The sequence below is a fragment of the Acinetobacter lactucae genome (assembly GCF_013122135.1).
Lineage (GTDB): Bacteria > Pseudomonadota > Gammaproteobacteria > Pseudomonadales > Moraxellaceae > Acinetobacter > Acinetobacter lactucae.
This window is the reverse complement of the sequence record NZ_CP053391.1, coordinates 44,935-71,496: the sequence shown is the minus strand read 5'-3', so window position 1 is coordinate 71,496 and position 26,562 is coordinate 44,935. Positions and strand designations below refer to the sequence as shown.

Sequence of the window (26,562 nt, the reverse complement as noted above, 5' to 3'; positions counted from 1 at the left end):
TTTTTAGATCAGGAATAAAGCTCAGCTTATTTATTTAGTTTCTAAAACACCACGGCGAATCTGGTCACGTTCAATCGACTCGAACAATGCCTTGAAGTTACCTTCACCAAAACCATCATCATCTTTACGTTGAATAAATTCAAAGAAGACTGGACCAATCATATTTTCAGAGAAAATTTGCAATAACAATTTCTTCTGACCATCTTTAGTATTACCATCGAGCAAAATACCGCGCTGTTTTAATTCATCAGTCGGTTCACCATGCTCAGGTAAACGATCTTCTAGCATTTCATAATACGTATTTGGCGGCGGAGTCATAAATTTCAGACCAAGGCCTTTTAACTTATCCCAAGTCGAGATTAAGTCATCACAAATAAATGCGATATGCTGAATACCTTCACCATTAAAATCAGCTAAGAATTCTGCAATTTGGCCGTTTCCTTTGTCTGAATCTTCGTTTAAAGGAATACGAATCATGCCGTCTGGCGCTGTTAATGCTTTAGATGTTAAACCTGTATATTCGCCTTTAATATCAAAGTAACGAATTTCTTGGAAGTTAAAGATTTTCTCATAGAAGTTTGCCCAATACTCCATACGGCCTTTGTAGACATTATGAGTTAAGTGGTCAATCTCGTTTAAGCCTGCACCTACTGGATGTCTTTCGGCATCATCAAAGAAAACAAAGTCATTTTCATAAATATCACGGTCAACTAAAAAGATTGGCATGCCACCAATACCTTTAATTGCCGGAATGTTGAGCTCCATTGGCCCAACTTTTGAATACATTGGTTCAGCACCAAGCTCTACTGCTTTTTGGAAAGCTTTTGCTGCATCACGTGTTTTAAAACCCATCGCACAAGCAGATGGACCATGTTCATTAAAGAAGAATGAAGCATAAGATTCTGGCTGATAATTCAGGATAATATTGATATTTCCTTGACGCCATAAGTACGCTTCTTTCGATTTATGCTTGGCTACTTTTGAAAAGCCGATTGTTTCAAAAACTGGATCTAATTCATTTTCTTTTGAAACAAATTCAATAAATGCAAAACCGCATAATTCTAATGGGTTCTCTAAAATATCCATCTAGTTTCCCTCTGGTGATTACCTGTTCCGTTTATCTCTATTGCTGATGAACTCAGCTCCTTTCTCTATAGAATACGTGGTCATTGGGCGAAGACTTGAACCGTCAAATTGGCTTAACCCAACGCATCCTATGAGAAAAAAACGAGTCGCTAAAACGAAGATATGATGGGCGTAAAGCCTTTAATGATTAATTTCCGTTCCATGTGGTGTTTATTTTCCATACACACTGTCCTTTGTTATCTAAAAGTACGATTGAGATTTTTCAATAAACCCTTAAAAATCGTCTTTTCCTAAAAATCATTTATAGATTTATGGAGACCAACATCCTTGTTGGATCTCCAATGGCCATTTACCTTGAATTAGATGCTACTAAAAACAATTAAATTATGCAATACATAACTTAATTATGAATTGCATAATTTTAGTAATCTTGAATTAAGCTATTTTAAAATTAATGGTCAGTTTTCAAATTTTTTTTATGATTCTTATAGTCAGCCACGCCATCCATTTGATTTAGGAAAACTTATGATCTTAGTGAGCGCCTGTTTAATTGGTGAACCTGTTCGATATGATGGTAAATCTTGTCCAAATACCCGACTTAAGCAGCTATTAATCAATAAAAAAGCCCAAGCATTATGCCCAGAGTTATTAGGGGGTTTTACTACACCTCGCTTACCCGCAGAGATTGTAGGAGGAACAGGTCAAGATGTACTTGATGGCAAAGCAAAAATTACCGATTCATCTGGTTTAGATGTGACTGATTTATATTTAAAAGGTGCTTATCGCACACTTGAAGTCGCACAACAAATAAAAGCAACTTGTGTGGTATTAAAAGAAAATAGCCCATCTTGTGGTAGTCAAAAAATTTATAACGGTACTTTTCAAGGCGAGAAAATTACGGGAGTTGGAATCACCACAGCGCTTTTGCAGCGCCATGGTTTTGAAGTGATTTCTGAAAACGAGATTGAAGATTGTTTAGCAGAACATCCTCTTTAAGGTTGCGTTGATCTACCCAATCAAAACCCTCTTAATTGTTTTCTAAAACGGAAACATATGGCACTCATTAGACAAGCCACAAAATAACTTATGGCTGCCATCCACCAAAAACCATAAATTCCCATCGCAGAAATCGAGATATTCTGCCAATGCAGTCCTTTATAGGCCATCCACCAACCCCCACCCAATCCGAAACACAACACCATGACCAAGAAAATCAGCATCGGTAAAATCGACACATCCCAACAGCGCAATAAAGAGGTCAATAACGCCATTAAGCCATCTAGAAAATGAAACATACAGGCAATCAACAACAGTGATGCAGCCAAAATTTTTACGGCCAAATCATCTGAATAGAAGGTAACTATTATGTCCCGCTCTAACCATAAGCATAGGGACAGACTGCCACTCACCGCCATAATCACCCATATACTTTGTCTGGCAATTTTATTTGCTTCTTCCATGTTCCCACTGCCCATAGAGCGTGACACCAATATGCTATAAGCCGAGGCAATTGATGAAGGGATAATAAACATGAATCCGCTGGTACTTGTGACAATTTGATGGGCTGCGGACACCATACTCCCAAAAGGCAAAATCAAAATAGCAACCGAACAAAATGCAACGACATCCATCAATGCTATGATTGTGGTCGGTATCCCTATTTTTAAAATCATACGCAGACTTTGTCGACTATCTTCAACTGACCGTTCTGGTTGCTCAATAAAGATATATCCTTTCTCCAAGAAAAATACGTAATAAACAGCCAGCATAAACCACCGTACAATGAGAGTGGCTAACAAGGCCCCCATGGCACCGAGTGGTGGAATTGAAAATAAAGCGACACCATAAATCAAAAGATAGGACAAAATAATTTTAAGAATGAAGAATATGCTATCTGATAGTAAAACCCTATGCGCATTTTCAGTGACCTGAGACAAAGCTGTACATAAGCGCATCAGTAAATGCGCAGGTAAAATAAATACCAAAAGCCAAATACAGTTTTTAGTAATTGAAACGACATGTACAGATGCACCAAATAATTTTGGTAAATCACGGAACAAGTAAAGCAAGCCAATACTCAGCAACGCTGAACCTAACATCAGCCAAATGCCTTGAATAAAAATTTGACGAATATGGGGTATGTCATGGCAACCATAAGCTTCCGAGAGCTTGAGGATCACACCTTGCAGAATACCCATCCCAATGACATAAACCACTGTATATAAAGATAAGGTCACCGATAATGCGGCGACATGGTCATTACTAAAATGCCCTACATAAGCAATATCAATCAATCCACTTAAAACTAGAATTAAATTGCTTGAGAGCATGGGAATAAATAATTTAAAAATCTGGTTCATCTAGGAAATACCTTATTTTTCTTTGCGATTTATACTCATATTCACGTTATTTTTAGTGCATCAATCCAAAGCAAAAGACATACCAGCTCTACCTTTAGCTCCCATAAAATATGCTTTAAATAAAAAAGACCAAACTATTCGTTTGGTCTCATTTTCTAATTCATTTTTTCTACAGTTATTCTTGTTTGTGTTTACTTGCCCAATAAGTCGCAAGCGCAGGCCCAGAAATATTATGCCAAAGACTGAAAATCGCGCTTGGTACGGCAGTAATTGGAGATGCAGCAAAATGCACTGCGGCGAGCGCAACACCTAAACCTGAGTTTTGCATTCCGACTTCTACAGCAATAGCTTTACTGTCCGCATAAGGCAATTTAAAGAATCTCGCTGCTGCAAAACCTAATAAATATCCAAGCCCATTATGTAAAATCACCACAGCCAAAATGAGCAAGCCCGATTGAAGAATGGCTGCTTTGCTTCCACCAATAATGGCTGCCACAATCGCTACAATTGCAATGACCGAAACTAAAGGCATGACTTGAATATAAGATTCGACTTGACGTTTAAGCCATGTTCTTAAAATCAGACCAACCACAATAGGAAGCAGAACCACCTGCAAAATCGAAATAAACATCGAAGCTGCATCAATCTTTAGCCATTGGCTGGCAAGCAAATAGAAAATCGCAGGTGTTAGCACAGGCGCTAAAAGCGTAGATACCGATGTACAGGCCACTGATAAAGCCACATTGCCTTTAGCCATATAGGTAATTACGTTTGAAGCCGTTCCACCTGGACAACATCCAACCAAAATAACCCCAACTGCAATTTCAGGTGGTAAATTAAATAATTTACATAAGATAAATGCCAAACCCGGCATCACTACAAACTGCGCTACGACTCCAATGAGTACGGCTTTAGGGCTTTGTAATACCCCTTTAAAATCATCGACAGTCATGGTCATTCCCATGCCGAGCATAATAATCCCCAAAATCCATGGAATGTATGCTTTGAGCCAGACAAAAAATTCAGGCTGCCATAGTGCTAGCGCTGCAAAAACAATCACCCATAGCGCGAATGTTTTTTGAATAAATTGGGTAAAGCGTAGAAATGCAGCCATACTTTCTATCCCTAAAAATTAAAATATGAAAGTTAAAAACTAGAGCAATATATTTAGCGCTCGCTCAACAGATCAGTAGATTGAATACGGACAACACCTTGTTGCTGCATGGTTTGCCATGCATTTTCTAATGAACCATTCAAGTCAATACCTTTGCAAGCATCTTCAACCACTAAAGTTTTAAAACCTTGTTTAACTGCATCTAAAGCAGTCCATGCGACACAAAAATCCGTGGCAATTCCGACCACATAAACCGTAGAAATGCCACGCTCTTTTAAGTATCCCGTTAAACCCGTCATTGTGGCGTGGTCTGCTTCCATAAAAGCCGAGTAGCTATCAATATGAGCATGAAAGCCCTTTCGAATAATCAGTTGAGCGGTCGGAATATTTAAATCAGGATGGAACTCAGCATCTTTGGTACCTTGTACGCAATGCTTAGGCCAAAGCACCTGCTGTCCATAGTCGAGTTCAATCGTTTCAAATGGCTGTTTCCCCGCATGGTTTTGTGCAAAAGAAATATGATTATCCGGATGCCAATCTTGGGTCAGAACGACATTTTCAAAACAACCGGCCAATTGGTTAATGGTTGGAATAATTGTATCGGCATCGGCAACTGCTAAGTTTCCACCCGGTGTAAAACCATTTTGTACATCAACTACGATTAAAGCCGCATTTTGGGGTTGTTCATTCATATTCATGTCATCTTCAATCCCAATCGGGAAAATTGCATTCTATCTTGCCATAAAAAAAGCCTATATTAAGTAAGGCCCAGTCGAATCAGGCTGTATTGTTATATTTACGGGTCTCTCTCAGCTGGCAATAATGAAAACATCCTATCTTTTCCTCAAGTTTACATCGCGATTATCCGTTAGGCGTATTGTTCTTATGCGTCTGATCAGTCATAATTTGCATAATTGTCATTCAACAATCTGTTATTGTTAGAACTGGACAATCAAAATACTGCAACCATCCCACATTTTGTTTTTCTTACCTCAGATTCGGATGGATAAATAGGATATTTTTAAAAATGACTCAGCAAGCACAGACCATTCAAGGCTCAATCGTCGCAATCGTCACACCCATGTTGAAAGACGGCGGTGTAGATTGGAAGGGTCTTGAGAAGCTGGTTGAGTGGCACATAGAACAAGGTACAAACAGTATTGTAGCCGTCGGTACAACCGGCGAAGCCTCAACATTGAGCATGGAAGAGCACACACAGGTTATTAAAGAAATTATTCGTGTAGCCAATAAACGTATTCCAATTATTGCCGGTACTGGTGCAAACTCAACCCGTGAAGCAATCGAATTAACTAAAGCTGCGAAAGATCTTGGCGCAGATGCAGCTTTACTTGTAACGCCATACTATAACAAGCCAACTCAAGAAGGCCTATTCCAACACTATAAAGCGATTGCTGAAGCTGTTGAATTACCGCTTATTCTATATAACGTGCCTGGTCGTACTGGCGTAGACCTTTCAAACGACACAGCTGTACGTTTAGCAGAGATCTCGAATATTGTCGGCATTAAAGATGCGACAGGTGATGTCCCTCGTGGTAAAGCTTTAATTGAGGCGTTAAATGGCAAGATGGCTGTGTACTCAGGTGACGACGAGACAGCATGGGAACTTATGCTTCTTGGCGCTGATGGGAATATCTCGGTTACTGCAAATGTTGCCCCTAAAGCCATGAGCGAAGTATGTGCTGTTGCGATTGCCAAAGATGAGCAACAAGCGAAGGCGCTTAACAATAAGATTGCAAATTTACACAATATTCTATTTTGCGAATCAAACCCAATTCCTGTGAAATGGGCACTACATGAGATGGGACTGATTGATACTGGTATTCGTTTACCACTCACTCCTCTCGCTGAGCAATATCGCGAACCTCTCCGCAATGCCCTAAAAGATGCGGGAATTATTTAATAAGAGCAATTTATGATGCAATTACGTCTTGGTTTAGTCCTTGCAGTTTCAGCCTTAAGTTTAGCTGGTTGTAGTCGCTTCGCAATTAATAATCATTCTTTAGATTATAAAAATGCCAAGCAACTTGCCCCGCTTGAGTACCCTGCCGATGCAACTGTACGACCAGCGACACCTTTGTATCCTGCACCAACTGTAGAACAGCGCGCTATCGATAACGCACCGAAGTTTGAAAACAAGCGTGGCAACCGTTTTGAATTGCCACGCCCTGAACAAACGCAAGGTAACGCTACAGCAGATGCGTCTGCTCAAACCACGACCGCCCTTGGACGTCCTCAACTTGTGACTGACGGTAATAAAAACCCGTTGTTAAAAGTTGATGGAAATACAGCCGAGATCTGGCAATACACCAAAGCAACTTTAAGTACTTTAAATTTCAACATCATCGCTCAAGGTAGTAATCAGGCGACGATTAAAGTAAATGACAATACTTATGTGCTTAAACTTACTGGTGTAGGTTCTAGTCATACTCTTGCTCTATTTAATGTAGATAACACTTTTGCAAGTCCAGATGTGGCTGCTGAAGTGTTAAACCAGATTTACCAAAATTGGCCAGCCTAGTCGTTTACTAGGCATTTTTTTTAAAAAGGTTCCCTCATGTTAAAACAAACCTTGCTCTATACTGGTAAAGCAAAATCTGTATATGAAACAGACAATGCCGACCATCTGATTTTAGTCTTTCGTGATGATGCCTCTGCGTTCAACGGCGAAAAAATCGAACAACTAGATCGTAAAGGCAAGGTGAACAACCGTTTTAACGCCTTCATCATGGAAAAACTTGCTGCTGCGGGTATTGAAACGCATTTTGAAAAATTGCTTTCTCCAACTGAAGTGCTTGTTAAAAAACTTCAAATGATTCCAGTTGAATGTGTAATTCGTAACTACGCAGCTGGTTCTCTATGCCGTCGCTTAGGTGTAGAAGAAGGTAAAGAGTTAACTCCTCCTACATTTGAATTGTTCTATAAAGATGACGGTCTAGGCGACCCAATGGTTAACGAATCTCAAGCGATTGCTTTAGGTTGGGCGACTGCTGAACAGTTAGAACAAATGAAAGTTTTAACTTATAAAGTAAACGATGTATTAAAAGCATTGTTTGCTGAAGGCAACATGATTTTGGTGGACTTCAAGCTTGAATTCGGTGTTTTCCATGACCGTATCGTGCTTGGTGATGAGTTCTCTCCAGACGGCTGTCGTTTATGGGATAAAGACTCTAAGAAGAAACTCGACAAAGACCGTTTCCGTCAAGGTTTAGGCGGTGTTGTTGAAGCTTATGAAGAAGTTGCTGCTCGTTTAGGCGTAGATTTATCTGACATCTAATCAGTAAAACTTCAAAAAAACCGGGCTGAAGCCCGGTTTTTTTATATTCAGCGCAATACAACCAAAACAATATAGACAGATTTGTCTATTAAAATAAATTAGCGCTTGCACAATCTTAATTTAAAACACTAAAATCTAAAAAAACACAAAGTACTTCACAATAATTAAATTTAAAACCAGAGTGATCCTATGGAAATATCTAAGCTTGAAAAGAGATTAATCAATCATCCAGTCCATTTTGGTGAGAATCCTCTGGTCTTATTAACCAACTTTAGCAATTCTGCTTTAAAACAAGGCTGGAGTCAGGCAGAAGTTGAATCTGTTATTGCTCAAGCTTCTCAAGGTGACTATATGGCACTCATCCGCACTTTAAGAACTTATACATTTTTTTAATCTTATTTTTTTGATGATCTGCTCTACTATTGCGAATTCAATTTATAAAAAAATACATAAAGCTGTTATGAATAGACTAGATTTATCCTGAGCACTACCTTAACAATAAATAAAACAATAAATATAAGATATTTATTCAGTGAGGAGTAAACCTGATGGACCATGAAATAGAGGAAAAAAAGGTCGAGAAAACCTTAAGCTGGCGTGAAAAAATGGCAGTAGAAGAACATGAGAAACTGTCACCCCGTCTGGTTTATGAAATTATCCGCCGTGATGGTGCCGAAGAGCTGGATCGTCCAACAACTGCACTGATCTTTTCAGGGATTGCCGCAGGTTTAGTCATCAGTTTTTCATTTGTATTTAAAGCGATTATTGCTGCTTATCTCCCAGCTGATGCAGTCTGGACCGATTTAATCACTAATGTGGGTTATACCATTGGGTTTCTAATCGCTATTTTGAGTCACATGCAACTCTTTACCGAGAATACTATCACCACAGTTGTACCTTTATTCAAGCCCTTTACTCTCGATAAATTACGAGCAGTGGGTCGATTATGGGGGATTGTGATTCTATGCAACATCATTGGAACAGCTTTGGCGAGTTTATTTTTCCTCACTACTCATCTGTTTACTCCAGATATTGACAAAGCACTAGATGAACTCGCCCATCATGTGGGTTCCTTTTCCGCCACCCAGAATATGCTCAAAGGTATTATGTCAGGGCTGTTAATTGCAGCTTTGGTCTGGATGATGCCTTCAGTCAATAATAAATTCTTGCTCATCTTTTTCATGACGTATTTGATAGGACTGGGTGACTTTACCCATGTAGTGGTTGGTTCTACAGAAATGTCCTATCTGGTCTGGCAAGGAGAAGCTTCTATTGGCAAGTATCTATTTACCTTCCTGATCCCGACCACCATTGGTAATATTGTTGGTGGTACAGGCGTGTTTACTCTACTAATTTATGGTCAAGTGACTGAAGAACTAGAGCAGAAGCATCAATGAACTATTGTTCCTGCTGCCATCTGCGTTGCTGTAAGCGCTCGCCTTCAACCTCACGCTTATTTCTCGCAGACTCATAGAGTTTGGTTCCCTTTAACTCTGGCGGCAAATAATCTTGCAGTACAAAGTGCTCAGGGTAATCGTGAGGATAGAGATAATTAATCCCATAGCCTTGCTGTTTCATAAGCTTAGTCGGCGCGTTTCTCAAATGCAAAGGCACAGGTAAATTCGCCGTTTTTTCAGCAAGTTCTAGAGCCTTATTAATCGCTAAATAAGTACTATTACTTTTTGCACTCGTTGCCAAATAAACTGCTGTTTGACCGAGAATAATTCGAGCCTCAGGCATACCCACCGCTTGGACAGAGCGGAAGCATTCACCTGCAAGCAGTAGCGCATTTGGGTTAGAATTTCCAATATCTTCTGAGGCTGCAATCAGCATACGTCTTGCAATAAAAACCGGATCTTCTCCGCCTTTGAGCATACGTGCCATCCAATATAGGGTTGCATCTGGATCACTGCCTCGAATTGATTTAATAAAGGCGGAAACGAGGTCGTAATGCTGCTCACCAGATTTATCATAACGTGCAATATTTTGCTGAGCGACTTTCACCACTACCGCATTGGTAATCGTATTTTCAACTTCTGGTTCAAAAGTACTTGCAATCAAGTCCAGTAAATTAAGCGCTTTACGAGCATCGCCTGCTGCAAACTGAATGAGCGCATCATATTCTTCAATATGGATATAACGTTCTTTTAAAAATTTGTCGCTTTGAAGTGCATTATTAATAAGAGTCTGGATCGCCTCGCTGTCTAAACTATTTAAGGTGTAAACCTGACAGCGTGATAAAAGTGCACTATTCACCTCAAATGATGGGTTCTCGGTGGTCGCTCCAACTAAGGTAATTTTACCTTTTTCAACTGCACCCAATAAAGCATCTTGCTGCGATTTATTAAAACGATGAATTTCATCAATAAATACTACGGGTGTCAGTAAGTCACCACTTTCTGCAATGACTTCACGTAATTCTTTTACACCCGTATTCAGCGCAGATAAGCTGACAAATGGGCGGTCTATCGCCTGAGCCAAAAGTAAAGCAATCGTTGTTTTACCAACGCCTGGTGGTCCCCAAAAAATAATAGAAGGCAAATGACCCTGATCAATCATTTGACGTAAGGGCGCATGTTCACCTAATAAATGGTCTTGCCCAATAATTTCAGACAAGTCTCTTGGGCGCAGGCGTTCGGGAAGTGGAATATGGGTGTCTGACATCTCAAATGGCTTTATCGTCTTTTCACTATAGTCTATTGTGTCTCACAGAAATCTACAATTTGAATCTATGAGACACGTTCTTTATTTACAGGCTCTTGCTTAGCATTAAGAGGGTTTCTTACTCAGCTTGAGTAAACGCGCATTTGAGCCATCTTCAATCACCCAAATCGAACCATCTTGTGCTTCATGCAATCCACGAATACGTTTTTTCATATCTAATCGTTGCACTTCTTTCACAGGCTTTTGCTCTAAATCCACGACCACAATTGCTTCAGAAGATAACCCGCCAATTAATGCTTTATTTTGCCATCCAGGAAATTGTTGACCACGATAAATAATCATACTCGACGGAGAGATTACAGGAGTCCAGTCAATTTCAGGTGCTTTAAATTCTGGACGAGTGTGATGATCTGGAATAGGTTGGCCCGAATAATGGTCTCCATTTGAAACGATCGGATAACCATAATTTTCACTTTTGGTAATAATATTAAGCTCATCACCACCTTTAGGCCCCATCTCAACCACCCACAACTGTCCTTTGCTGTCAAAGGCCATACCTAATGGGTTACGGTGACCCAGTGTCCATATTTCAGCAGTGACCCCGCCTTGCTTATAAAAAGGGTTACCTGCCGCAGCTGAACCATCCTCATTTAAACGCAAAATTTTACCCAAGTTACTTTTCATGTTTTGGGCAGGATCAAACTTTTGTCGCTCACCTGAACTGACCCATAGCTTCCCGTTTGCGCCAAAAAGCATGCGATGTCCATAATGGCCTTGTCCTGAGACTTTAGGTACTTGCTGCCAAATCTGCTTTATAGCGGTAAGTTTTGGCTGATTGGGGTTAGATAAATCTAATTTCGCACGCGAGATAACTGCTCCAGATCCACCTTGCCCTTTCGCAGCATAGCTGAGATAAACCCAGTGATTCTTCGCAAAGTCAGGGTGTAAAACGACGTCTCCTAAACCACCCTGTCCTCCATAATTCACTGCTGGAATACCTTGAACATCCAACATTTGCTTATTTTTAGGATTAAAAATTTTTAATTTACCTTGCCGTTCAGTCACCAATAAACGCTGATCAGGCAGACTGGTTACCGCCCAAGGTTCATTAAAATGTGCGACTGCTTGCACCTGATAAGTTTGTTTGACAGCAACAGACTGATCTGCTTTTGCAGTCGTATTTTGTTCAGGATTTTTTGAATTGGTATTATTAGACCCACAGGCCATTAACAAAAAAAAGCTACTACATAATAAGGGTGCTGCTAATCGTCTCATCATTTTTATCTCCTTTTGTTCTTATTCTTATATAACGGAGATGAGCAAAAAAATTACGATAAAAGTGTTACTTTATTATACGCTGTAATTAATACATCTATTTTTCAAGATTGAACTAACGCACCCATCGCACAATATAATCTTCAAGGTCATCTTCATGGACATCAACTTCAGACAAACAACGTCCTGCAACTGACTTTTTCGCCTTAACAACGCTTTGTCTCGAACCCGTATTTAAATAATGCCAAGAAGGTAAATTCTTGCCTTCATTCAATCGCTTATAGGCACAGCTTGATGGCAACCAGTGGATCGTTTTTAAAGACTCTACAGTTAACTGCAAACAGTCCGGTACTTGCTGCTGACGATTTGAATAATCTGAACAACGCCCTGTACTGCAATCGAGTAACTTACACGCCACTTTGGTATATGCCACCTCATGGGTATCTTCATCTTCAAGCTTGACCAGACAGCATAAACCACAGCCATCACATAAAGCTTCCCACTCAATTTGAGTCAGTTGCTCTAGTGGATAGTTTTTCCAGAAGAGTGGTCGAAGTGAGGTCTCGGTAGACATAATCTTTTAACAGCTGATGAGATAAAACGATGTATCAGTATAGCATTGAAGTGGTCTGTACTAAAAAAGAAGCTGTATTTGCGGCATCACAAAACGATTGTTTAATATACATTTCAACCACATAAACGACACATTCGGCGTAAAAAACACACTATATAGTTAAATGACAATGAAAAATAAGGAGGACAACATTATGTTCCGTTGGGCGATAATTTTTGCAGTAATTGCACTCATTGCCAGTCTATTAGGGTTTGGTGGTGTTGCAGGGCTATCTAAAGATTTTGCCGTGATTTTATTAGTTGTGGCTGTAATTCTAGCTGTAATTGGGTTCATCTCGCGCGGCAGGACCTAATCTAATCATTAGCATATAAAAAGAAGGAACTGGTTTCCTTCTTTTTTTATTGCGCTGAAATATCTATCTTTTTCTTTTGATGTAGATTTTTACATAGTTATTTATTTTACTTCTTATTTTTTATGCTTTAATCAAGCGTGTTTAAACCAAGTTTAATTTCAGGATTAATGTCATGAGTACAGCAATTAAAACCCGTGAAATTCAATATACTGCACCAGACGGCAGCCATTTAATTGGTTACTTTGCGGCTCCAGAGAGTGAGAAACCTGTACCAGGTATCATTATTGGTCCTGAGTGGTGGGGCCGTAATGAATATACTGAGCAACGCGCACGTGAGCTTGCTGAACACGGGTATGCAGCTCTTGCTATTGACATGTATGGTGATAAAAAAGTCACCTCTACTGCAGCTCAAGCCTATGAATGGATGATGCAGACATTTGAAGAATTAGACACGGTTACTGATCGTGCCAACGCTGCGCTGCAAACGCTTGCTGCTCAAGCAGAAGTGAATAGCGAAAAACTAGCTGCAATTGGCTTTTGCTATGGCGGTAAAGTTGTATTGGACCTCGCTCGCTCAGGTGCACCACTTAAAGCAGTTGTAACGTTCCATGCTACATTAGCACCAAAGGCACCTGCTCAAAAAGGCAACATTCAAGGTGAAGTTTTAGTTCTACATGGTGAACTAGACAGTATGGTCACCTTAGAAGATGTTGCTAATTTTGAAAAAGAGATGCAAGCTGCTGAGGTTAAACACGAAGTAGTGGTTTTAGAAGGTGCTAAACATGGCTTTAGTAATCCGCTTGCAGATGAAAAAGCTAAGGCAAACGGTGTAGATCTTGGCTACAACAGCGAAGCGGAAAAACAAGGCCTTGCTAAAATGTACGATGTGCTAGATCGTACTTTAAAATAAAAGAAGCAAATTTGGAGCAAATGACTTTTTCGCATTTGCTCCCTTAAATGTTTATGACTTTGCAATATTTTTACTGTATTTTTTAAACCATACTTCAATAACTATACTCCCGTTGAGCTAGAGCGAAGCCTAGTCTTATTTCCCGCACGCGGGGTTTAATGGAATAACATGAGAGGATACAACAATGACTGACAAGAAATGTCCGTATTGCGAATTTGATGAATATGACATCATTGATAAAAATGAATTTGCTGTAATTTTGCCTGATTCTAATCCGTTATCTAAAGGCCATTGTGTAGTAACACCACTGCGCCATGTTAGTTCTTTTTTTGACATTACATCTAAAGAACACCAAGGCTTGCTTACACTTCTTGAAATTGCCCGTCATGAGACACAACTTCGTCATCAACCAGATGGCTTTCATATTGGCTTTAATGATGGTGAAGTTTTTGGACAAACTTCAGATCATTTCCACATTCATGTCATTCCTTATTATAAAAACCAACCGTTGAAACTTGATCAACTTTGGGGTGTACAAAAGGATTAATCCTTTTATCTGATTAAAACAGGGATTGCTATTTTTCAAAGTCGTCTCTGTTTTAATACCCTCATTTTCATTGTCTGCTTTAAACAAAATTTCATCTAAATTTCAGCTATAATTTAGCCCTTACTTCTCTTCTATAGCTGTTCATGCCTGAATTTTCTTTTTCTGATGCCCTCTTAAACTGGTTCGATCAACATGGTCGTCACGATTTGCCTTGGCAAGTTGCCGATGATCCGTACAAAGTTTGGGTTTCTGAAATTATGCTACAGCAGACTCAGGTGAAAACGGTCTTGCAATATTTTGACCGCTTTATGGAGCGCTTCCCGACTGTAGAAGCTTTAGGTCATGCAACTTGGGATGAAGTAGCCCCTTTTTGGGCTGGCCTCGGTTACTACGCTCGTGCACGCAATTTGCATAAAGCGGCTGGTCTTGTCACGCAGCAAGGTAAATTTCCTGAAACGCTAGAAGAATGGATTGCGTTACCTGGCATTGGTCGCTCTACCGCAGGCGCGCTCATGTCTTTAGGTTTCCGTCAGTACGGCGTCATCATGGATGGCAACGTGAAACGCGTCTTAGCTCGTTTCTTTGCCATTGAAGATGACTTAAGCAAACCACAGCACGAGCGTGAAATGTGGAAACTGGCTGAAGAGCTTTGCCCTACACATCGCAATCATGACTACACTCAAGCGATTATGGATCTCGGCGCAACCATTTGTACGCCTAAAAAACCGCTATGTTTATATTGTCCAATGCAAGCTCACTGTCAGGCTTATCAGCAAGGGTTAGAACAAGAATTACCTTTTAAAAAACCGAAAAAAACACCGCCTGTTAAAACAGCAGATGTTCTTATTATTCAGTGCGAAGGTGAATGGTTCTGGCAACAACGTCAAGCTCATGGTCTATGGGGCGGTTTATTCTGTTTACCTATTTTAGAAAATGAACATGAACGACTGAGCATAAGCCAGCAATATAAATTACAACCTCAAGCACAAACTTTTCAGATCAGCCATAGCTTCACTCATTTCACATGGTTACTTAATGCTCATGTGTTCCACGTGGAACCTGATCAAAAAGAACATCTGGCTATTGAACTTGAAGGTCAATGGTTGAGTCCGGAACAAGCCATTGCCAAAGGTGTTCCAACCGCTATGAAAAAATTGATCTCGACAAGCCGTTCATGACATAGTGAGTAAAATAATTTTGATATGGCTGTGACAGGGAGTATTTTGTGCGACGTTTTGTTTCTCATTTCTCACTTGGTTTTCTGATTATTCTATTGGCGGCCTGTGCCAGTGCACCTAAAAAACCTGCCCCACTTCCACCTGCTCAAGTCATCAAACTCAAAAGTATGCAGCTTCCAAGTCGACTACCTGTACCTGTAAAAGGTATTAACCGTGATGAATTAAAAGACACATGGGGAGCTGCTCGGAGTCAGGGCCGTAGTCACGAAGGAATTGATATTTTGGCTCCACGTGGAACCAAAGTGTACAGTGCAACCGAAGGTCTCGTTGCAGATCTTCGCAATAACAACTTAGGTGGCAAAGTCATCTGGATTTTAGGTCCAGCAGGAACATGGCATTATTATGCTCATCTTGATGGTCACAAACGTGGCTTAAATGTGGGTGACTATGTCAAAAAGGGCGACCTCATTGGCTATGTCGGCAATACGGGCAATGCACGTTATACTTCACCTCATCTTCATTATGGTCTTTACTTAGATGGTAAAGGTCGTGGTGCTGTTAATCCTTATTCATATTTACGCTAGGAACATTTTATGTCGGAAGCGCTGATCAATCGCTTAGTAGAGTTTGCCGAGTCTGGTAACCAGCAAAAGATCGTTTTAAATGGCAATAGCTATCAAGGCTGGATCATGGAAATCAGCGATGATGCCCTACTGATCAGTACCGGTTTTTCAGATAAAGTTGGCAAAGACTTTTGGCTAAAGTTTGAAGACTTAACTCAAGCTGAACTGTATTATTGGGATACTCGCCCAAACGAGTGGGTGTTATTTAAACTTTAAAATTCTAAGATAAATATAAGGAGCATCATCATGAAAACTCAACGCTGCGGATGGTGTTCCGATGATCCAATCTATATTACCTATCATGATGAAGAATGGGGTAAACCTGAACACGACGAAGCTCGCCTATTTGAAATGCTTTGTCTTGAAGGTCAACAAGCAGGCTTATCGTGGATTACGGTACTGAAAAAAAGAGAAAGCTACCGTCAGCACTTTTTTAATCACCCTATTTCACAAATTGCTTCATTTACGGATGATTTTTTAGAACTAAAATTATCCGATGCAGGCTTAATTCGTCACTTGGGTAAACTTAAAGCCATTCGTGATAATGCAATTGCTTGGCAAGCACTTAAAGCCCAAGTCGGCGATGTTCCTACATGGCTTTGGCAGTTTGTAAATGCAACTCCTCAACACAATGATGTTGTAGATTATCGCAAGGCCCCTGCTCAAACCGAGCTAAGCATAAAACTTTCCAAAACACTTAAAAAGAATGGTTTCAAATTTGTTGGACCAACCACCTGCTATGCTTTTATGCAGGCAGTGGGTATGGTCAATGACCATGAAAACGATTGTCAATTTAAAGCTTCATAACCCACCAGAACGGTTTAAATCCGCTTAAGGAGTTCCGATGAGCAATAATACGATTCAGGCTTATGCTGCAATGCAGGCAGGTGAAAAACTGGTTCCCTACCAATTTGACGCAGGTGAATTACAACCGCATCAGGTTGAGGTAAAAGTTGAATATTGTGGTTTATGTCATTCTGATATTTCTGTTTTGAACAATGAATGGCGGTCAACCGTGTACCCTGTGGTTGCAGGCCATGAAATTATTGGACGAATTGTTGCTTTAGGCTCAGAAGCCAAAGGACTACAAATTGGGCAACGCGTTGGTATTGGCTGGACCGCTGAAAGTTGCCAAGCCTGTGATGAATGTATTGGCGGTCAGCAAGTACTGTGTACAGGTGAGAATGTTGCGACAATCGTGGGACATGCTGGTGGCTTTGCCGATAAGGTCCGTGCAGGTTGGCAGTGGGCTATTCCCCTCCCTGACGATTTAGACGCTGAAAGTGCAGGTCCCCTACTTTGTGGCGGAATTACCGTTTTTGACCCATTACTCAAACACAAAATTCAGGCAACACATCATGTGGGTGTAATTGGTATTGGTGGTTTAGGACATATCGCCATTAAGCTACTTAAAGCTTGGGGCTGTGAAATCACTGCTTTTAGTTCTAACCCAGATAAAACAGACGAACTCAAAGCAATGGGAGCTGACCATGTAGTGAATAGCCGCGATACAGAGGCGGTAAAAGCTCAAAAAGGGAAATTTGATTTATTGCTGAGTACTGTAAATGTGACCCTAAATTGGCGTGCTTTCATTTCTACGCTAGCACCAAACGGTTCTTTGCACTTCTTAGGACTCACGCTAGAACCTGTTCCTGTCTCTGTCGGCTCTCTCATTGATGGTGCCAAGTCCGTAACAGGTTCACCTACGGGCTCACCTGCTGCACTACGTCAGCTTTTAAAGTTTGCTGCACGCAAAAAAATTGCACCTCAAATTGAACTATTTCCAATGTCACAGCTTAATGAAGCAATTGAACGTCTACACTCAGGTCAAGCACGCTACCGCATTGTGCTTAAAGCAGACTTTGCAGAATAAGACTAACTCGCTGTTTTAATCTGTTGTCGTGACCAATCCGCCAAGTCTTTAATTGCTTGGCGAACATCTGCTGTTAGCTCATGACCCGCATTTAAACGAATAAAATGCCGATAGCGTTCATCCTCACCAAAAACGTGACCGGGAACTACGGTAATTCCGTGAGATTTTGCAGTGTAATAGAGCGCCAAACTATCTACAGTTTTAGGTAACTGCATCCATAAAGCATAACCCCCTTCTGGTTGGCTCAGTGCAATTGGAATACCTTTAAAGGCATTTAAAATACAACTACGGTACTCCTCGACTTGGCGCATTAAATTTGGTCGTAGTTGCTCTAAATGCTCTCGATAACCACGACTATAAATAAAATCAGCTAGGCCTAGTTGTAGCGGTGTATTGACCCCAATATTACTAGCCAACAGCTCAAGCCTTAAATGCTGTAGCTTCGCACTTAAACAGAACCACCCTACCCGATACGCACTCGACAAAGATTTAGATACCGACCCACACCAAATCACATAACCTTCGCGGTCCCAATAGCGTATAGGTAATGGTCGCTCACCGCTGTAGCCACACTCTCCATAAATGTCATCTTCGATAATAAAGCACTGATACTTTGCTGCTAATTCGGCAATCTTTTGTTTTTCTGCATTACTTAAACAATATCCTAAAGGGTTTTGATAGTTGGCTGTCATTAAGCAAACTTTAGCTAAACCCTGCTTCATAAATGATTCTAAGCGCTCAAGATCGATACCACGATGATGTGCTGGAATTTCAATAATCTGCCGTTTTAAACTTGCTATAAGCTGTAGTTGTCCATTAAAAGTAGGCGTCGGGATTAAAATACTATCACTTACTTCTGTTAGATGCTGAATCACCAAAGACAAAGCAGGCATGCAACCATTGGTAATAAAAATATCTTCTGCTGCGATAAAAATCCCGTCTTCACGCCAATGATCAGATAACGCTTTTCTTAATTGCTCATGCCCTTGTTTATTACAATAAAGAAAGTCTTGAGGCTGACAATTTTTTAAAGCCCGTTGAATAGAACGACGTAAACCTTCCACAGGAATAAAATGAGGGGTTAACTGAATAGAGCCTAATGGTACAAGATGACTTTGTAAGGCAGCTTCCTGAATTTGATTATGCAATTCCAGATTTGAAACTTGTCGAGGTAAAGACAAGAAATCTGGACTTTCAGGAATGGGGCCCGATTGTGCACGAGCAACCACAAAATAACCTGACTTCGGCTTTACATAAATAAGCCCCCTCGCCTCAAGTAACTCATAACAACTTTTTGCTGTACTTAAACTAATGCTGTGCTGACGAGCAAAATCTCGTAAAGAAATAAGTTTCTGATGAGGTTTAAGCTCATCTTGATAAATACGATGTGCTAATTGATTGGCAAGAACCTGATATTGGAAAGTCATTCTGTGCTGCTTTTTTAAAAATTTCTGTATCTGTACTGGTTTATAGAACACCTTTAGGCTATAGAAATCAACTCAGAAAGTAGCAAGATCATGAAATTAAAAGCTATATTGTTATTTACTATTATTTTAGCTGGTTGCCAACAACAATCAAAAGATGAACAGTACAGACATACTGTTTGCCAAAGTCTCATAGAAGGCTATTTAAAAATGACAAATCAACAAGACTATAAAATAGAGCGACGCACTGATGAAAAGACCAGTACGATTTCTCATTATCAATATAAACGGAATAGCTCAAATGAAGTTGTAATGGTGAACTCGGTTTATTCGACTTTGTATTTTAGCTGCCGACAACAGCAAAAAAGCTATTTTCTGTCTCAACATTCATCAGAAGGACAAACGACTCCACTTTTAGAAGTTCACTTTCCAACTGACAGTTACACTACTTTTAGAGAGCGTTTTTAAAACCATCTTTTAACTGTTCTGCCAAAAATTCAATGAATAAACGAATTCGTTTTGGTAGATGCTCTTGTTGATAATACACAGCATGGATGCTTTGATATTGATGTTCAATTTGGTCTTCAAATAAGGCAATCAATCGCCCTTCTTGAATATCTTTCCAAATTTCAAATTCAGATAGTCGTGCGATACCATGGCCTCTAATCGTGAGTTGGCGTACTGTCTCACCACTAGAAGCTTTAATATTTGCTTGTGCAAAAAAATATTCATCACCAACTTTAATCGGCCAGCTATTAATATAGGCAGGTCTGGTAAAGCCGATCAAATCATGTTGTTCAAGTTCTTCAGGTTGTATCGGTGTACCCTTAATCGCTAGATATTCTGGGCTCGCAACAATAAATAAGCGACTTTTACACACTAATTTGGCATGCAGACTCGAATCATTAAGTTCCCCAAATCGAAATGCCACATCGGTTTTATGCTGCAAGAGATCAATCACCTGATCATTACTATTTAACTCAATTTCAATATCAGGATAACACTCGCGGAACTTATGCATTAATGGCGCAATGACATGCAGAACGAATGGTGTGGCAGAATCAATGCGAATGAGCCCTGCGGTGCCCTGATCCGATTTTTGTAGTTCTTCTTCGGCAGCATTCAGCTCATTTAAAATTTTACGGGCCTTTACCAGAAACTGCTGACCTTCTTGCGTGAGTTTCAGTTTACGCGTAGTCCGCTCTAGCAAAGTCACATCTAACTTCGCCTCCAAGCGTGTTAAAGATCGACTAACCCCTGAAGGTGTTTGTTTTAAATGCTCTGCCGCTGCAACAAAAGAGCCTGTATCAACAATGGTGATAAAGGCAACGAGTTCTTCAATTGTTGATTTCATGGCTTATTCTATTATTGACTAATGATCAAAGATATTTTGCTTATTCATCTATTTTTTCGCAACAATAAAAAAAGCAAAATGCACCTCAAGTTAAACAATTATTTAAATTCAGGTGAACACATGAATATCCCTCGTTTTGGTCTAGGAACTTTCCGCCTTAAAGAACAAGCGGTGATTGATTCTGTTAAAAATGCTTTAGATGTAGGTTACCGTGCAATTGATACGGCTCAAATTTATGACAATGAAGCAGCGATTGGTCAAGCCATTGCCGAAAGCGGTGTATCACGTCAGGACTTGTTTTTAACCACAAAAATCTGGGTAGATAATTTTGCTCAAGATAAGTTTATTCCTAGCTTAAAAGAGAGCCTAGAAAAGCTTCGTACTGACCATGTTGACCTCACTTTAATTCATTGGCCAGCACCGGATTTAGGCGTTTCGATTCCTGAAGTTATGAAGCTTTTACTTGAAGCAAAACAACAAGGCTTAACCAAACAAATTGGTATTTCGAACTTCAATATTGAGCTTACCCAACAAGCAATTGACACAATAGGTGTAGAACATATTGCAACGAATCAGATTGAATTAAGTCCTTATCTTCAAAACCATAAGCTTGTAAATTTCTTACAAGAGAAGAATATTGATGTGACTTCATATATGACTCTTGCGTACGGCAAAGTGCTTCAAGACCCTGTTTTAGCTGAAATTGCGGCAGCGCATAAAGCAACAACAGCGCAAATTGCACTAGCGTGGGCATTGCAACGTGGTTTTGCAGTCATTCCTTCTTCGACTAAACGTGAAAACCTGATGAGCAACTTAAAAGCACAGGATATCGAGTTAACTTCAGCTGAAATGCAAATGATTGCCGAACTTGATCGCAACAGTCGTGAAGTTAGCCCAGAGCCATGGGCGCCAGTTTGGGACTAAACTCATGAACACTCAATCAAATACGGCGTTCTCGTTACTGGCATTGGCAATTGGTGCCTTTGCGATTGGCACCACGGAATTCTCTCCAATGGGATTGCTTCCGAATATCGCTCATGATTTAGGGATTTCAATTCCAACAGCCGGAATGTTAATTACAGGCTATGCACTTGGCGTCATGCTAGGTGCTCCGTTCATGACCCTATGGTTTGGTGGTTTTGCACGACGTAATGCGCTTATTTTCCTCATGGCGATCTTTACGGTAGGTAACCTAATCGCAGCATTTTCACCAAGCTATATGAGCTTATTAGGTGCACGTCTCATCACAAGCCTGAACCATGGTGCTTTTTTCGGGATCGGCTCTGTTGTAGCAGCAAGTATTGTGCCCGCACATAAACAGGCCAGCGCTGTAGCCACCATGTTTATGGGCTTAACCATTGCCAATATCGGTGGTGTGCCTTTAGCAACATGGGTAGGACAAAACATTGGCTGGCGTATGTCGTTCCTTGCGATTTCCTTGCTTGGTGTGATTACCATGCTCGCTTTATGGAAAGCGCTGCCATCAGGCATGGTTGCCCAAAAGCCAAATGTGAAAGCCGAGTTGAAGGTATTAACGCGTACTCCTGTGGTCCTTGCGCTACTGACTACAGTACTCGGTGCAGGTGCAATGTTTACGCTCTACACCTATATTGCGCCAAGTTTGACTGAGTTTACCCATGCTTCACCGACCTTCATTACGTTTATGTTGGTATTGATTGGTGTCGGTTTCTCGATTGGTAACCATTTAGGCGGACGTTTTGCAGATTTGTCCATTAACAAAACTCTGATTGGTTTCTTGGTTCTGTTAATTGTCATGATGGTGACTTTCCCGATCCTTGCGCAAAGCCAGATTGGAGCAGCCATTGCATTAGTCATCTGGGGTGCAGCAACCTTTGCTTTAGTACCACCTTTGCAAATGCGTGTAATGTCAGTCGCTCATGAAGCACCAGGACTTGCCTCTTCAGTGAATATCGGTGCGTTTAACTTAGGTAACGCAGTAGGAGCAGCAGCAGGCGCGTTAGTACTCGATTTAGGTTGGGGTTATAGCGCAGTATCATTTGCTGGTGCATTACTGGCTGGTTTAGGTTTGTTATTGGTTTTATTTCAAATCAAACGCGAAAGTAGTCCCGCCCAAGCGTTGCAGCAGTGTTCAGATTAATAAAAAAAGCGCCTGAATCAGGCGCTTTTTTTAAGCTATTTATTTTAAAATTTCTGGTAATTTCGGGTGTTCATAAATCGGGCTAGTCACTTCCCGCTTCATTTTAAGCAACATCTGATAAGGCTGCTGTTGAACAAACATATTTACAAAACTTAATGGAATGGCACCAGCAGGATCTGCATAACCACTAGTGGTTACTTTCACCTTATTATTTGCAAGTTTCTGAAACGTCCAATCCCCTTCATAGCGCGTTAAGCGTACTACATCAGGTTGTATCGGATAATTTCCGCTAATTGCAGTATTTTTAATTGTCACAACGCCATTCGCGGCCTTGCTCATTTTTCCTTTTACAACGACATCACGATCTTTTAAAGGAAATGGAAAGTCCAACACCATATACAGTGTGAACTCACCTTTTTTCTCATCTTGAGACAACATCTCAACTTTGCCCATATAAGGCACCCACTGATCAGCACGATTTACATCTAAAATCACAGCGACAGCGCGCTCAAGTGGCACATCAAATGTGGTTTCCGCTTTATATTGAAAGACTGGATTATCCGTTTTTTGATAGGTCCAGACTTTAATATTATTGCGGTCTAAGCTGAGTTTAGCTTTTTCTGTAGAAGCAGCCCCCGTCCAGAGGCTGCTTAAGCAAAGAAGAGTGGTCAAAGCAATTTGTTTTTTATTCATGTTCTGCTCTATCTTGTTTTTCTCGCTACACATGGAATACGTACAGGGTTTTAAACCTGTACGTCGTTCAATCCTAAAACATCTTTCATGTCATATTTACGCGCTTCACGGCCCACAACCCATGCCGCAGCTCGCACTGCACCAGCAGCAAAGTTCATACGGTTAGTGGCTTTATGAGTCACTTCAACGCGCTCACCTTCACCAATGAACATGACAGTGTGTTCGCCAACGATATCACCACCACGAATAGTTTCAAAACCAATCGTTTGACGGTCACGTGGGCCTGTATGCCCTTCACGGCCATACACAGCAACTTCTTTTAAGTTACGACCTAAAGTATCTGCAATTGCTTCGCCCATCATTAACGCTGTACCTGACGGTGCATCTACTTTATGACGGTGGTGAGCTTCGATGACTTCAATATCTACTGTATCGCCAAATACTTTTGCTGCAAGCTCAAGTAACTTGATCGATACATTTACGCCCACAGAATAATTTGCAGCGTAAACCACAGGAGTATGAGTAGCAACTTCGTCTAACTCAGCTTTTTGCTCATCTGACATACCTGTTGTACCAATAACCATAGCAACCCCAGCTTCACGGCAAAGCTTCAAATGCTGAGCAGTCGCAACTGGTGCAGTAAAATCAATGATTACATCGCAGTCTTTCAAAACATCTGACAAGTTTCCAGAGACCTTAACACCCACTGAACCAATACCAGCAAGCTCACCTGCATCAGTGCCCACCAAACTACTTTCCGGACGTTCTACCGCAGCAGCTAATTGATAGCCTGCTTGTTGAACTGCTTGAATAAGCGTACGGCCCATACGACCGCCTGCGCCTAAAATACCAATGCGTGGAGCTGCTGACATAATCCTTTCCAATCTTCGGTTTTACGTAATTTGTCTACTATATCAAAACTCTTTGCTCATCTTAAAAAGTAAAAATTATTTTTTGAGTTAGGACGAAATTTAATCTGTTTTCACAAAAGTTAAAGAATTGATCGGCACACTACGAAGCCACGAATGAGAAAAAGATGACGATAAAGGAGTTCAAAATGCATTCGAGAATTATTGGCTTTACAGTGATGATGGGGATGATGACTTCAGTGGCATTTGCAGAGCCTGCAATCCAGCCAGGAGACACATTAGAAAGCTTATCTAAAGCGCGTATTACGACAAACGTAAATACTCAAACAGCAACGCCTACAGCTCAATCAAGTGATGCCAATGCTGACGTTAAAGTTGAAGATATTGACCCGATTATTGGCGAAACAACAGCAGAAGCACCGAAAGTAGCTGTACAGGCAGAAGTAGTAGCCGCACCAGTGATCGAAAATACTCCTACTCTTGCTTCTAGCGATCCGACTGTAAGTGTTAATGATATTGATGTTGCTCACCCTACAGAGTAAGTAGTCGTAATTTTTCTTTTAAGCAGAATAAAAATAATAAGATACATCAGCGCAATAAAAAGGCGGATATTTTATCAATATCCGCCTTCTTTTTAATTTCTTATTTAATCAAGTATTAATCGAACAAACGATCAAAGAATGATTTTTTCTTCGGTGAAGAAGCACTGTCTTCGCCATCAAAAGAAGCTTGCAACTCTTTAAGTAATTCACGTTGACGAGAATTTAAGTTAACCGGTGTTTCTACCACAATACGGCAGAGTAAATCACCCACCATGCTGCTACGTACTGGACGAACGCCTTTGCCACGTAAACGGAATAATTTACCAGTTTGAGTTCCCTCAGGAATTTTCAGGCTAACACGACCTTCCAAAGTTGGAATTTCAATTTCTTTACCAAGTGCAGCATCAGCAATGCTTACTGGCACATCCATATATAGATCTGCGCCATCACGTTGGAAAATTTCGTGTTCACGAACTACCACTTCAACGTACAAGTCACCTGACTGGCCATCACGAATTGCTTCGCCTTTACCACTCAAACGAACGCGGTCACCATTATCTACACCCGCTGGAATGGTAACTTCCAACGTTTGCTGGCGATCGGCAACACCTGAACCATGACATGCCTGACAAGGGTTTTTAATAATTTTACCTTGGCCACGACAAGTACCACATGTTTGTTGTACAGAGAAGAAACCTTGCTGCATACGTACTTGTCCTGAACCATGACAAGTTTTACAGGTTTCAACATCTTTTGGATTTTTAGAACCTTTACCATCACACACATCACATGGTGCTGGAGCAGTAAAGGTAATGGTTTTTTTCACCCCTTTTACAGCTTCTTCAAGGGTAAGTTCCATTACATAGCGTAAATCTGATCCGCGACGTTGACGCTGTTGACGTCCACCACCACCGAATGCGCCACCGAAGATATCACCGAACTGGCTAAAAATATCTTCTGCACTAAATCCGCCGAAGCCACCACCGCCTCCGCCAAAGCCACCTTCGAACGCATTATGTCCCATGCGATCGTACATGCTACGCTTTTCGCTATCCGATAAAACTTCATAAGCTTCAGCAGCTTCTTTAAATTTCTCTTCAGCTTCGGCATTGTCAGGGTTTCTATCAGGATGATATTTCATCGCCAATTTACGGTAGGCTTTTTTGATCTCATCATCACTTGCGGTTTTTGAAACGCCTAAAACCTCATAATAATCACGTTTAGCCATTTTTGGCGGTGCTCCTCACGGAATTTTATCAATACTCTATTGCCGACTAAATGGGGGACTTTAGCCGAATTTACAAGGGGGAAATGTTCAAAAAATAGATATATTAAAAAACTGCCTTATTTTTTAAATATTTAGACAAGCCTTTTAACCATGCATTTAATAGAAATAACCACGCAATAGCGCTAAAAACTACACCAGCAACTGTAGAGGCTGTGACCCAAAGATTGCTGTCCCATGCAAAGAAGAAGAGCGGAATAAACCAGACAACAGCAAAAATTGCCATAAATAGAAATAGAATCGCATTGCGCATAATCCATAGCGCATGCGCATGAATCCAAACTTCTGCATTATCTACAACTGCCACTTTACGAGCGACCAAATAAGCAAAGGCCGCAAAAATAACCGTAAACAATGCAAGAAACATGAACGCATAAGAAATTACTATATAGCGGCGATGCTGTTCGATATGGTCTTGCCCCATC

General features: G+C 40.6%; 31 protein-coding genes. 18 read left to right on the top strand and 13 right to left on the bottom strand.

Annotation, left to right across the window (positions count from 1 at the left end; genetic code table 11):
- Nucleotides 1–30: 30 nt before the first annotated feature.
- Complete coding sequence (gene hppD, locus HLV59_RS00330) at nucleotides 31–1,086, bottom strand: 4-hydroxyphenylpyruvate dioxygenase (protein ID WP_081172468.1); 1,056 nt, start codon at nucleotides 1,084–1,086, stop codon at nucleotides 31–33.
- Between the two features lie 525 nt (nucleotides 1,087–1,611).
- Here hppD and HLV59_RS00325 point away from each other — a divergent pair.
- Entirely contained in the window at nucleotides 1,612–2,082 is a 471-nt protein-coding gene (locus HLV59_RS00325) for a DUF523 domain-containing protein (RefSeq protein WP_171429060.1), read from the top strand.
- Nucleotides 2,083–2,102: 20 nt separating this feature from the next.
- Here the strand turns inward: HLV59_RS00325 and HLV59_RS00320 are convergent, their stop codons facing one another.
- From HLV59_RS00320 to pncA, 3 genes are all read right to left on the bottom strand, one after another.
- Entirely contained in the window at nucleotides 2,103–3,446 is a 1,344-nt protein-coding gene (locus HLV59_RS00320) for an MATE family efflux transporter (protein ID WP_171429058.1), read from the bottom strand.
- 175 nt (nucleotides 3,447–3,621) lie between these two features.
- Nucleotides 3,622–4,560, bottom strand: a complete 939-nt coding sequence (locus tag HLV59_RS00315; RefSeq protein WP_016143862.1) for a bile acid:sodium symporter family protein — start codon at nucleotides 4,558–4,560, stop codon at nucleotides 3,622–3,624.
- A 53-nt stretch (nucleotides 4,561–4,613) separates the two neighbouring features.
- Nucleotides 4,614–5,258, bottom strand: a complete 645-nt coding sequence (gene pncA, locus HLV59_RS00310; protein WP_125698285.1) for a bifunctional nicotinamidase/pyrazinamidase — start codon at nucleotides 5,256–5,258, stop codon at nucleotides 4,614–4,616.
- Nucleotides 5,259–5,587: 329 nt separating this feature from the next.
- On the opposite strand from pncA, the gene dapA reads away from it, so the two are divergent.
- The 5 genes from dapA to HLV59_RS00285 all read left to right on the top strand — a co-directional run bounded on the left by dapA (nucleotide 5,588) and on the right by HLV59_RS00285 (nucleotide 9,252).
- A complete protein-coding gene (gene dapA / locus HLV59_RS00305) occupies nucleotides 5,588–6,481 on the top strand; it encodes a 4-hydroxy-tetrahydrodipicolinate synthase (RefSeq protein ID WP_016143864.1) in 894 nt (297 codons plus the stop codon).
- Nucleotides 6,482–6,496: 15 nt separating this feature from the next.
- Nucleotides 6,497–7,099 (top strand): lipoprotein-34 precursor (NlpB), encoded by a 603-nt coding sequence (locus HLV59_RS00300; RefSeq protein ID WP_082183009.1) that lies wholly within the window; start codon nucleotides 6,497–6,499, stop codon nucleotides 7,097–7,099.
- 36 nt (nucleotides 7,100–7,135) lie between these two features.
- Nucleotides 7,136–7,855, top strand: coding sequence for a phosphoribosylaminoimidazolesuccinocarboxamide synthase (gene purC / locus HLV59_RS00295; RefSeq protein ID WP_002119240.1), 720 nt, complete (start codon nucleotides 7,136–7,138; stop codon nucleotides 7,853–7,855).
- A gap of 189 nt (nucleotides 7,856–8,044) precedes the next feature.
- On the top strand, nucleotides 8,045–8,248 hold the full coding sequence (locus HLV59_RS00290) for a hypothetical protein (protein ID WP_016143866.1): 204 nt from the start codon (nucleotides 8,045–8,047) through the stop codon (nucleotides 8,246–8,248).
- 155 nt (nucleotides 8,249–8,403) lie between these two features.
- Nucleotides 8,404–9,252 (top strand): formate/nitrite transporter family protein, encoded by an 849-nt coding sequence (locus HLV59_RS00285; protein ID WP_016143867.1) that lies wholly within the window; start codon nucleotides 8,404–8,406, stop codon nucleotides 9,250–9,252.
- A gap of 1 nt (nucleotide 9,253) precedes the next feature.
- Here the strand turns inward: HLV59_RS00285 and HLV59_RS00280 are convergent, their stop codons facing one another.
- The 3 genes from HLV59_RS00280 to HLV59_RS00270 all read right to left on the bottom strand — a co-directional run bounded on the left by HLV59_RS00280 (nucleotide 9,254) and on the right by HLV59_RS00270 (nucleotide 12,368).
- On the bottom strand, nucleotides 9,254–10,519 hold the full coding sequence (locus tag HLV59_RS00280; RefSeq protein WP_081172461.1) for a replication-associated recombination protein A: 1,266 nt from the start codon (nucleotides 10,517–10,519) through the stop codon (nucleotides 9,254–9,256).
- Nucleotides 10,520–10,624: 105 nt separating this feature from the next.
- Complete coding sequence (locus HLV59_RS00275) at nucleotides 10,625–11,797, bottom strand: PQQ-dependent sugar dehydrogenase (protein WP_171429055.1); 1,173 nt, start codon at nucleotides 11,795–11,797, stop codon at nucleotides 10,625–10,627.
- Between the two features lie 112 nt (nucleotides 11,798–11,909).
- Nucleotides 11,910–12,368, bottom strand: coding sequence for a YcgN family cysteine cluster protein (locus HLV59_RS00270; RefSeq protein WP_057105731.1), 459 nt, complete (start codon nucleotides 12,366–12,368; stop codon nucleotides 11,910–11,912).
- Nucleotides 12,369–12,561: 193 nt separating this feature from the next.
- Between HLV59_RS00270 and HLV59_RS00265 the strand changes: the two genes are divergently transcribed.
- From HLV59_RS00265 to ahr, 8 genes are all read left to right on the top strand, one after another.
- Nucleotides 12,562–12,720, top strand: coding sequence for a DUF1328 domain-containing protein (locus HLV59_RS00265; RefSeq protein WP_002053759.1), 159 nt, complete (start codon nucleotides 12,562–12,564; stop codon nucleotides 12,718–12,720).
- Nucleotides 12,721–12,892: 172 nt separating this feature from the next.
- Nucleotides 12,893–13,630, top strand: coding sequence for a dienelactone hydrolase family protein (locus HLV59_RS00260; RefSeq protein WP_081172458.1), 738 nt, complete (start codon nucleotides 12,893–12,895; stop codon nucleotides 13,628–13,630).
- Between the two features lie 184 nt (nucleotides 13,631–13,814).
- Nucleotides 13,815–14,177, top strand: a complete 363-nt coding sequence (locus tag HLV59_RS00255; protein WP_081172456.1) for an HIT family protein — start codon at nucleotides 13,815–13,817, stop codon at nucleotides 14,175–14,177.
- Between the two features lie 143 nt (nucleotides 14,178–14,320).
- Entirely contained in the window at nucleotides 14,321–15,355 is a 1,035-nt protein-coding gene (gene mutY, locus HLV59_RS00250; RefSeq protein WP_171429053.1) for an A/G-specific adenine glycosylase, read from the top strand.
- A gap of 47 nt (nucleotides 15,356–15,402) precedes the next feature.
- Nucleotides 15,403–15,939 carry a M23 family metallopeptidase gene (locus tag HLV59_RS00245; protein ID WP_171429052.1) on the top strand — a complete coding sequence of 179 codons (537 nt, stop codon included), beginning with the start codon at nucleotides 15,403–15,405 and terminating at the stop codon, nucleotides 15,937–15,939.
- Nucleotides 15,940–15,948: 9 nt separating this feature from the next.
- Complete coding sequence (locus tag HLV59_RS00240) at nucleotides 15,949–16,194, top strand: hypothetical protein (RefSeq protein WP_005066589.1); 246 nt, start codon at nucleotides 15,949–15,951, stop codon at nucleotides 16,192–16,194.
- Nucleotides 16,195–16,224: 30 nt separating this feature from the next.
- Complete coding sequence (locus HLV59_RS00235; protein WP_171429050.1) at nucleotides 16,225–16,785, top strand: DNA-3-methyladenine glycosylase I; 561 nt, start codon at nucleotides 16,225–16,227, stop codon at nucleotides 16,783–16,785.
- Between the two features lie 37 nt (nucleotides 16,786–16,822).
- Nucleotides 16,823–17,851, top strand: a complete 1,029-nt coding sequence (gene ahr / locus HLV59_RS00230; RefSeq protein ID WP_057104633.1) for an NADPH-dependent aldehyde reductase Ahr — start codon at nucleotides 16,823–16,825, stop codon at nucleotides 17,849–17,851.
- Nucleotides 17,852–17,853: 2 nt separating this feature from the next.
- Here ahr and HLV59_RS00225 read toward each other — a convergent pair whose 3' ends face one another.
- Nucleotides 17,854–19,278, bottom strand: coding sequence for an aminotransferase-like domain-containing protein (locus HLV59_RS00225; protein ID WP_171429048.1), 1,425 nt, complete (start codon nucleotides 19,276–19,278; stop codon nucleotides 17,854–17,856).
- 90 nt (nucleotides 19,279–19,368) lie between these two features.
- Here HLV59_RS00225 and HLV59_RS00215 point away from each other — a divergent pair, with 90 nt between their 5' ends.
- Nucleotides 19,369–19,743, top strand: a complete 375-nt coding sequence (locus HLV59_RS00215; protein WP_171429046.1) for a hypothetical protein — start codon at nucleotides 19,369–19,371, stop codon at nucleotides 19,741–19,743.
- On the opposite strand, the gene HLV59_RS00210 is transcribed toward HLV59_RS00215, so the two are convergent.
- The gene (locus tag HLV59_RS00210) at nucleotides 19,727–20,629 is read right to left on the bottom strand and encodes a LysR family transcriptional regulator (protein WP_031949694.1); all 903 of its coding nucleotides are present in this window, start codon (nucleotides 20,627–20,629) and stop codon (nucleotides 19,727–19,729) included. The genes HLV59_RS00215 and HLV59_RS00210 overlap by 17 nt on opposite strands.
- Nucleotides 20,630–20,749: 120 nt before the next feature.
- Here HLV59_RS00210 and dkgB point away from each other — a divergent pair, with 120 nt between their 5' ends.
- Entirely contained in the window at nucleotides 20,750–21,553 is an 804-nt protein-coding gene (gene dkgB, locus HLV59_RS00205) for a 2,5-didehydrogluconate reductase DkgB (protein WP_061874195.1), read from the top strand.
- Nucleotides 21,554–21,557: 4 nt separating this feature from the next.
- Nucleotides 21,558–22,748 carry an MFS transporter gene (locus HLV59_RS00200; protein ID WP_062850346.1) on the top strand — a complete coding sequence of 397 codons (1,191 nt, stop codon included), beginning with the start codon at nucleotides 21,558–21,560 and terminating at the stop codon, nucleotides 22,746–22,748.
- Between the two features lie 39 nt (nucleotides 22,749–22,787).
- On the opposite strand, the gene HLV59_RS00195 is transcribed toward HLV59_RS00200, so the two are convergent.
- Nucleotides 22,788–23,441 (bottom strand): START domain-containing protein, encoded by a 654-nt coding sequence (locus tag HLV59_RS00195; RefSeq protein WP_031949697.1) that lies wholly within the window; start codon nucleotides 23,439–23,441, stop codon nucleotides 22,788–22,790.
- 50 nt (nucleotides 23,442–23,491) lie between these two features.
- Nucleotides 23,492–24,313: a 4-hydroxy-tetrahydrodipicolinate reductase gene (dapB, locus tag HLV59_RS00190; protein ID WP_061874179.1), complete on the bottom strand. Its 822-nt coding sequence runs from the start codon at nucleotides 24,311–24,313 to the stop codon at nucleotides 23,492–23,494.
- A gap of 185 nt (nucleotides 24,314–24,498) precedes the next feature.
- Here dapB and HLV59_RS00185 point away from each other — a divergent pair, with 185 nt between their 5' ends.
- On the top strand, nucleotides 24,499–24,852 hold the full coding sequence (locus tag HLV59_RS00185) for a hypothetical protein (protein ID WP_171429044.1): 354 nt from the start codon (nucleotides 24,499–24,501) through the stop codon (nucleotides 24,850–24,852).
- Nucleotides 24,853–24,967: 115 nt separating this feature from the next.
- Here the strand turns inward: HLV59_RS00185 and dnaJ are convergent, their stop codons facing one another.
- A complete protein-coding gene (gene dnaJ / locus HLV59_RS00180) occupies nucleotides 24,968–26,080 on the bottom strand; it encodes a molecular chaperone DnaJ (protein WP_002119101.1) in 1,113 nt (370 codons plus the stop codon).
- Between the two features lie 103 nt (nucleotides 26,081–26,183).
- A complete protein-coding gene (locus HLV59_RS00175; RefSeq protein ID WP_002119294.1) occupies nucleotides 26,184–26,561 on the bottom strand; it encodes a membrane protein in 378 nt (125 codons plus the stop codon).
- Nucleotide 26,562 lies beyond the last annotated feature (1 nt).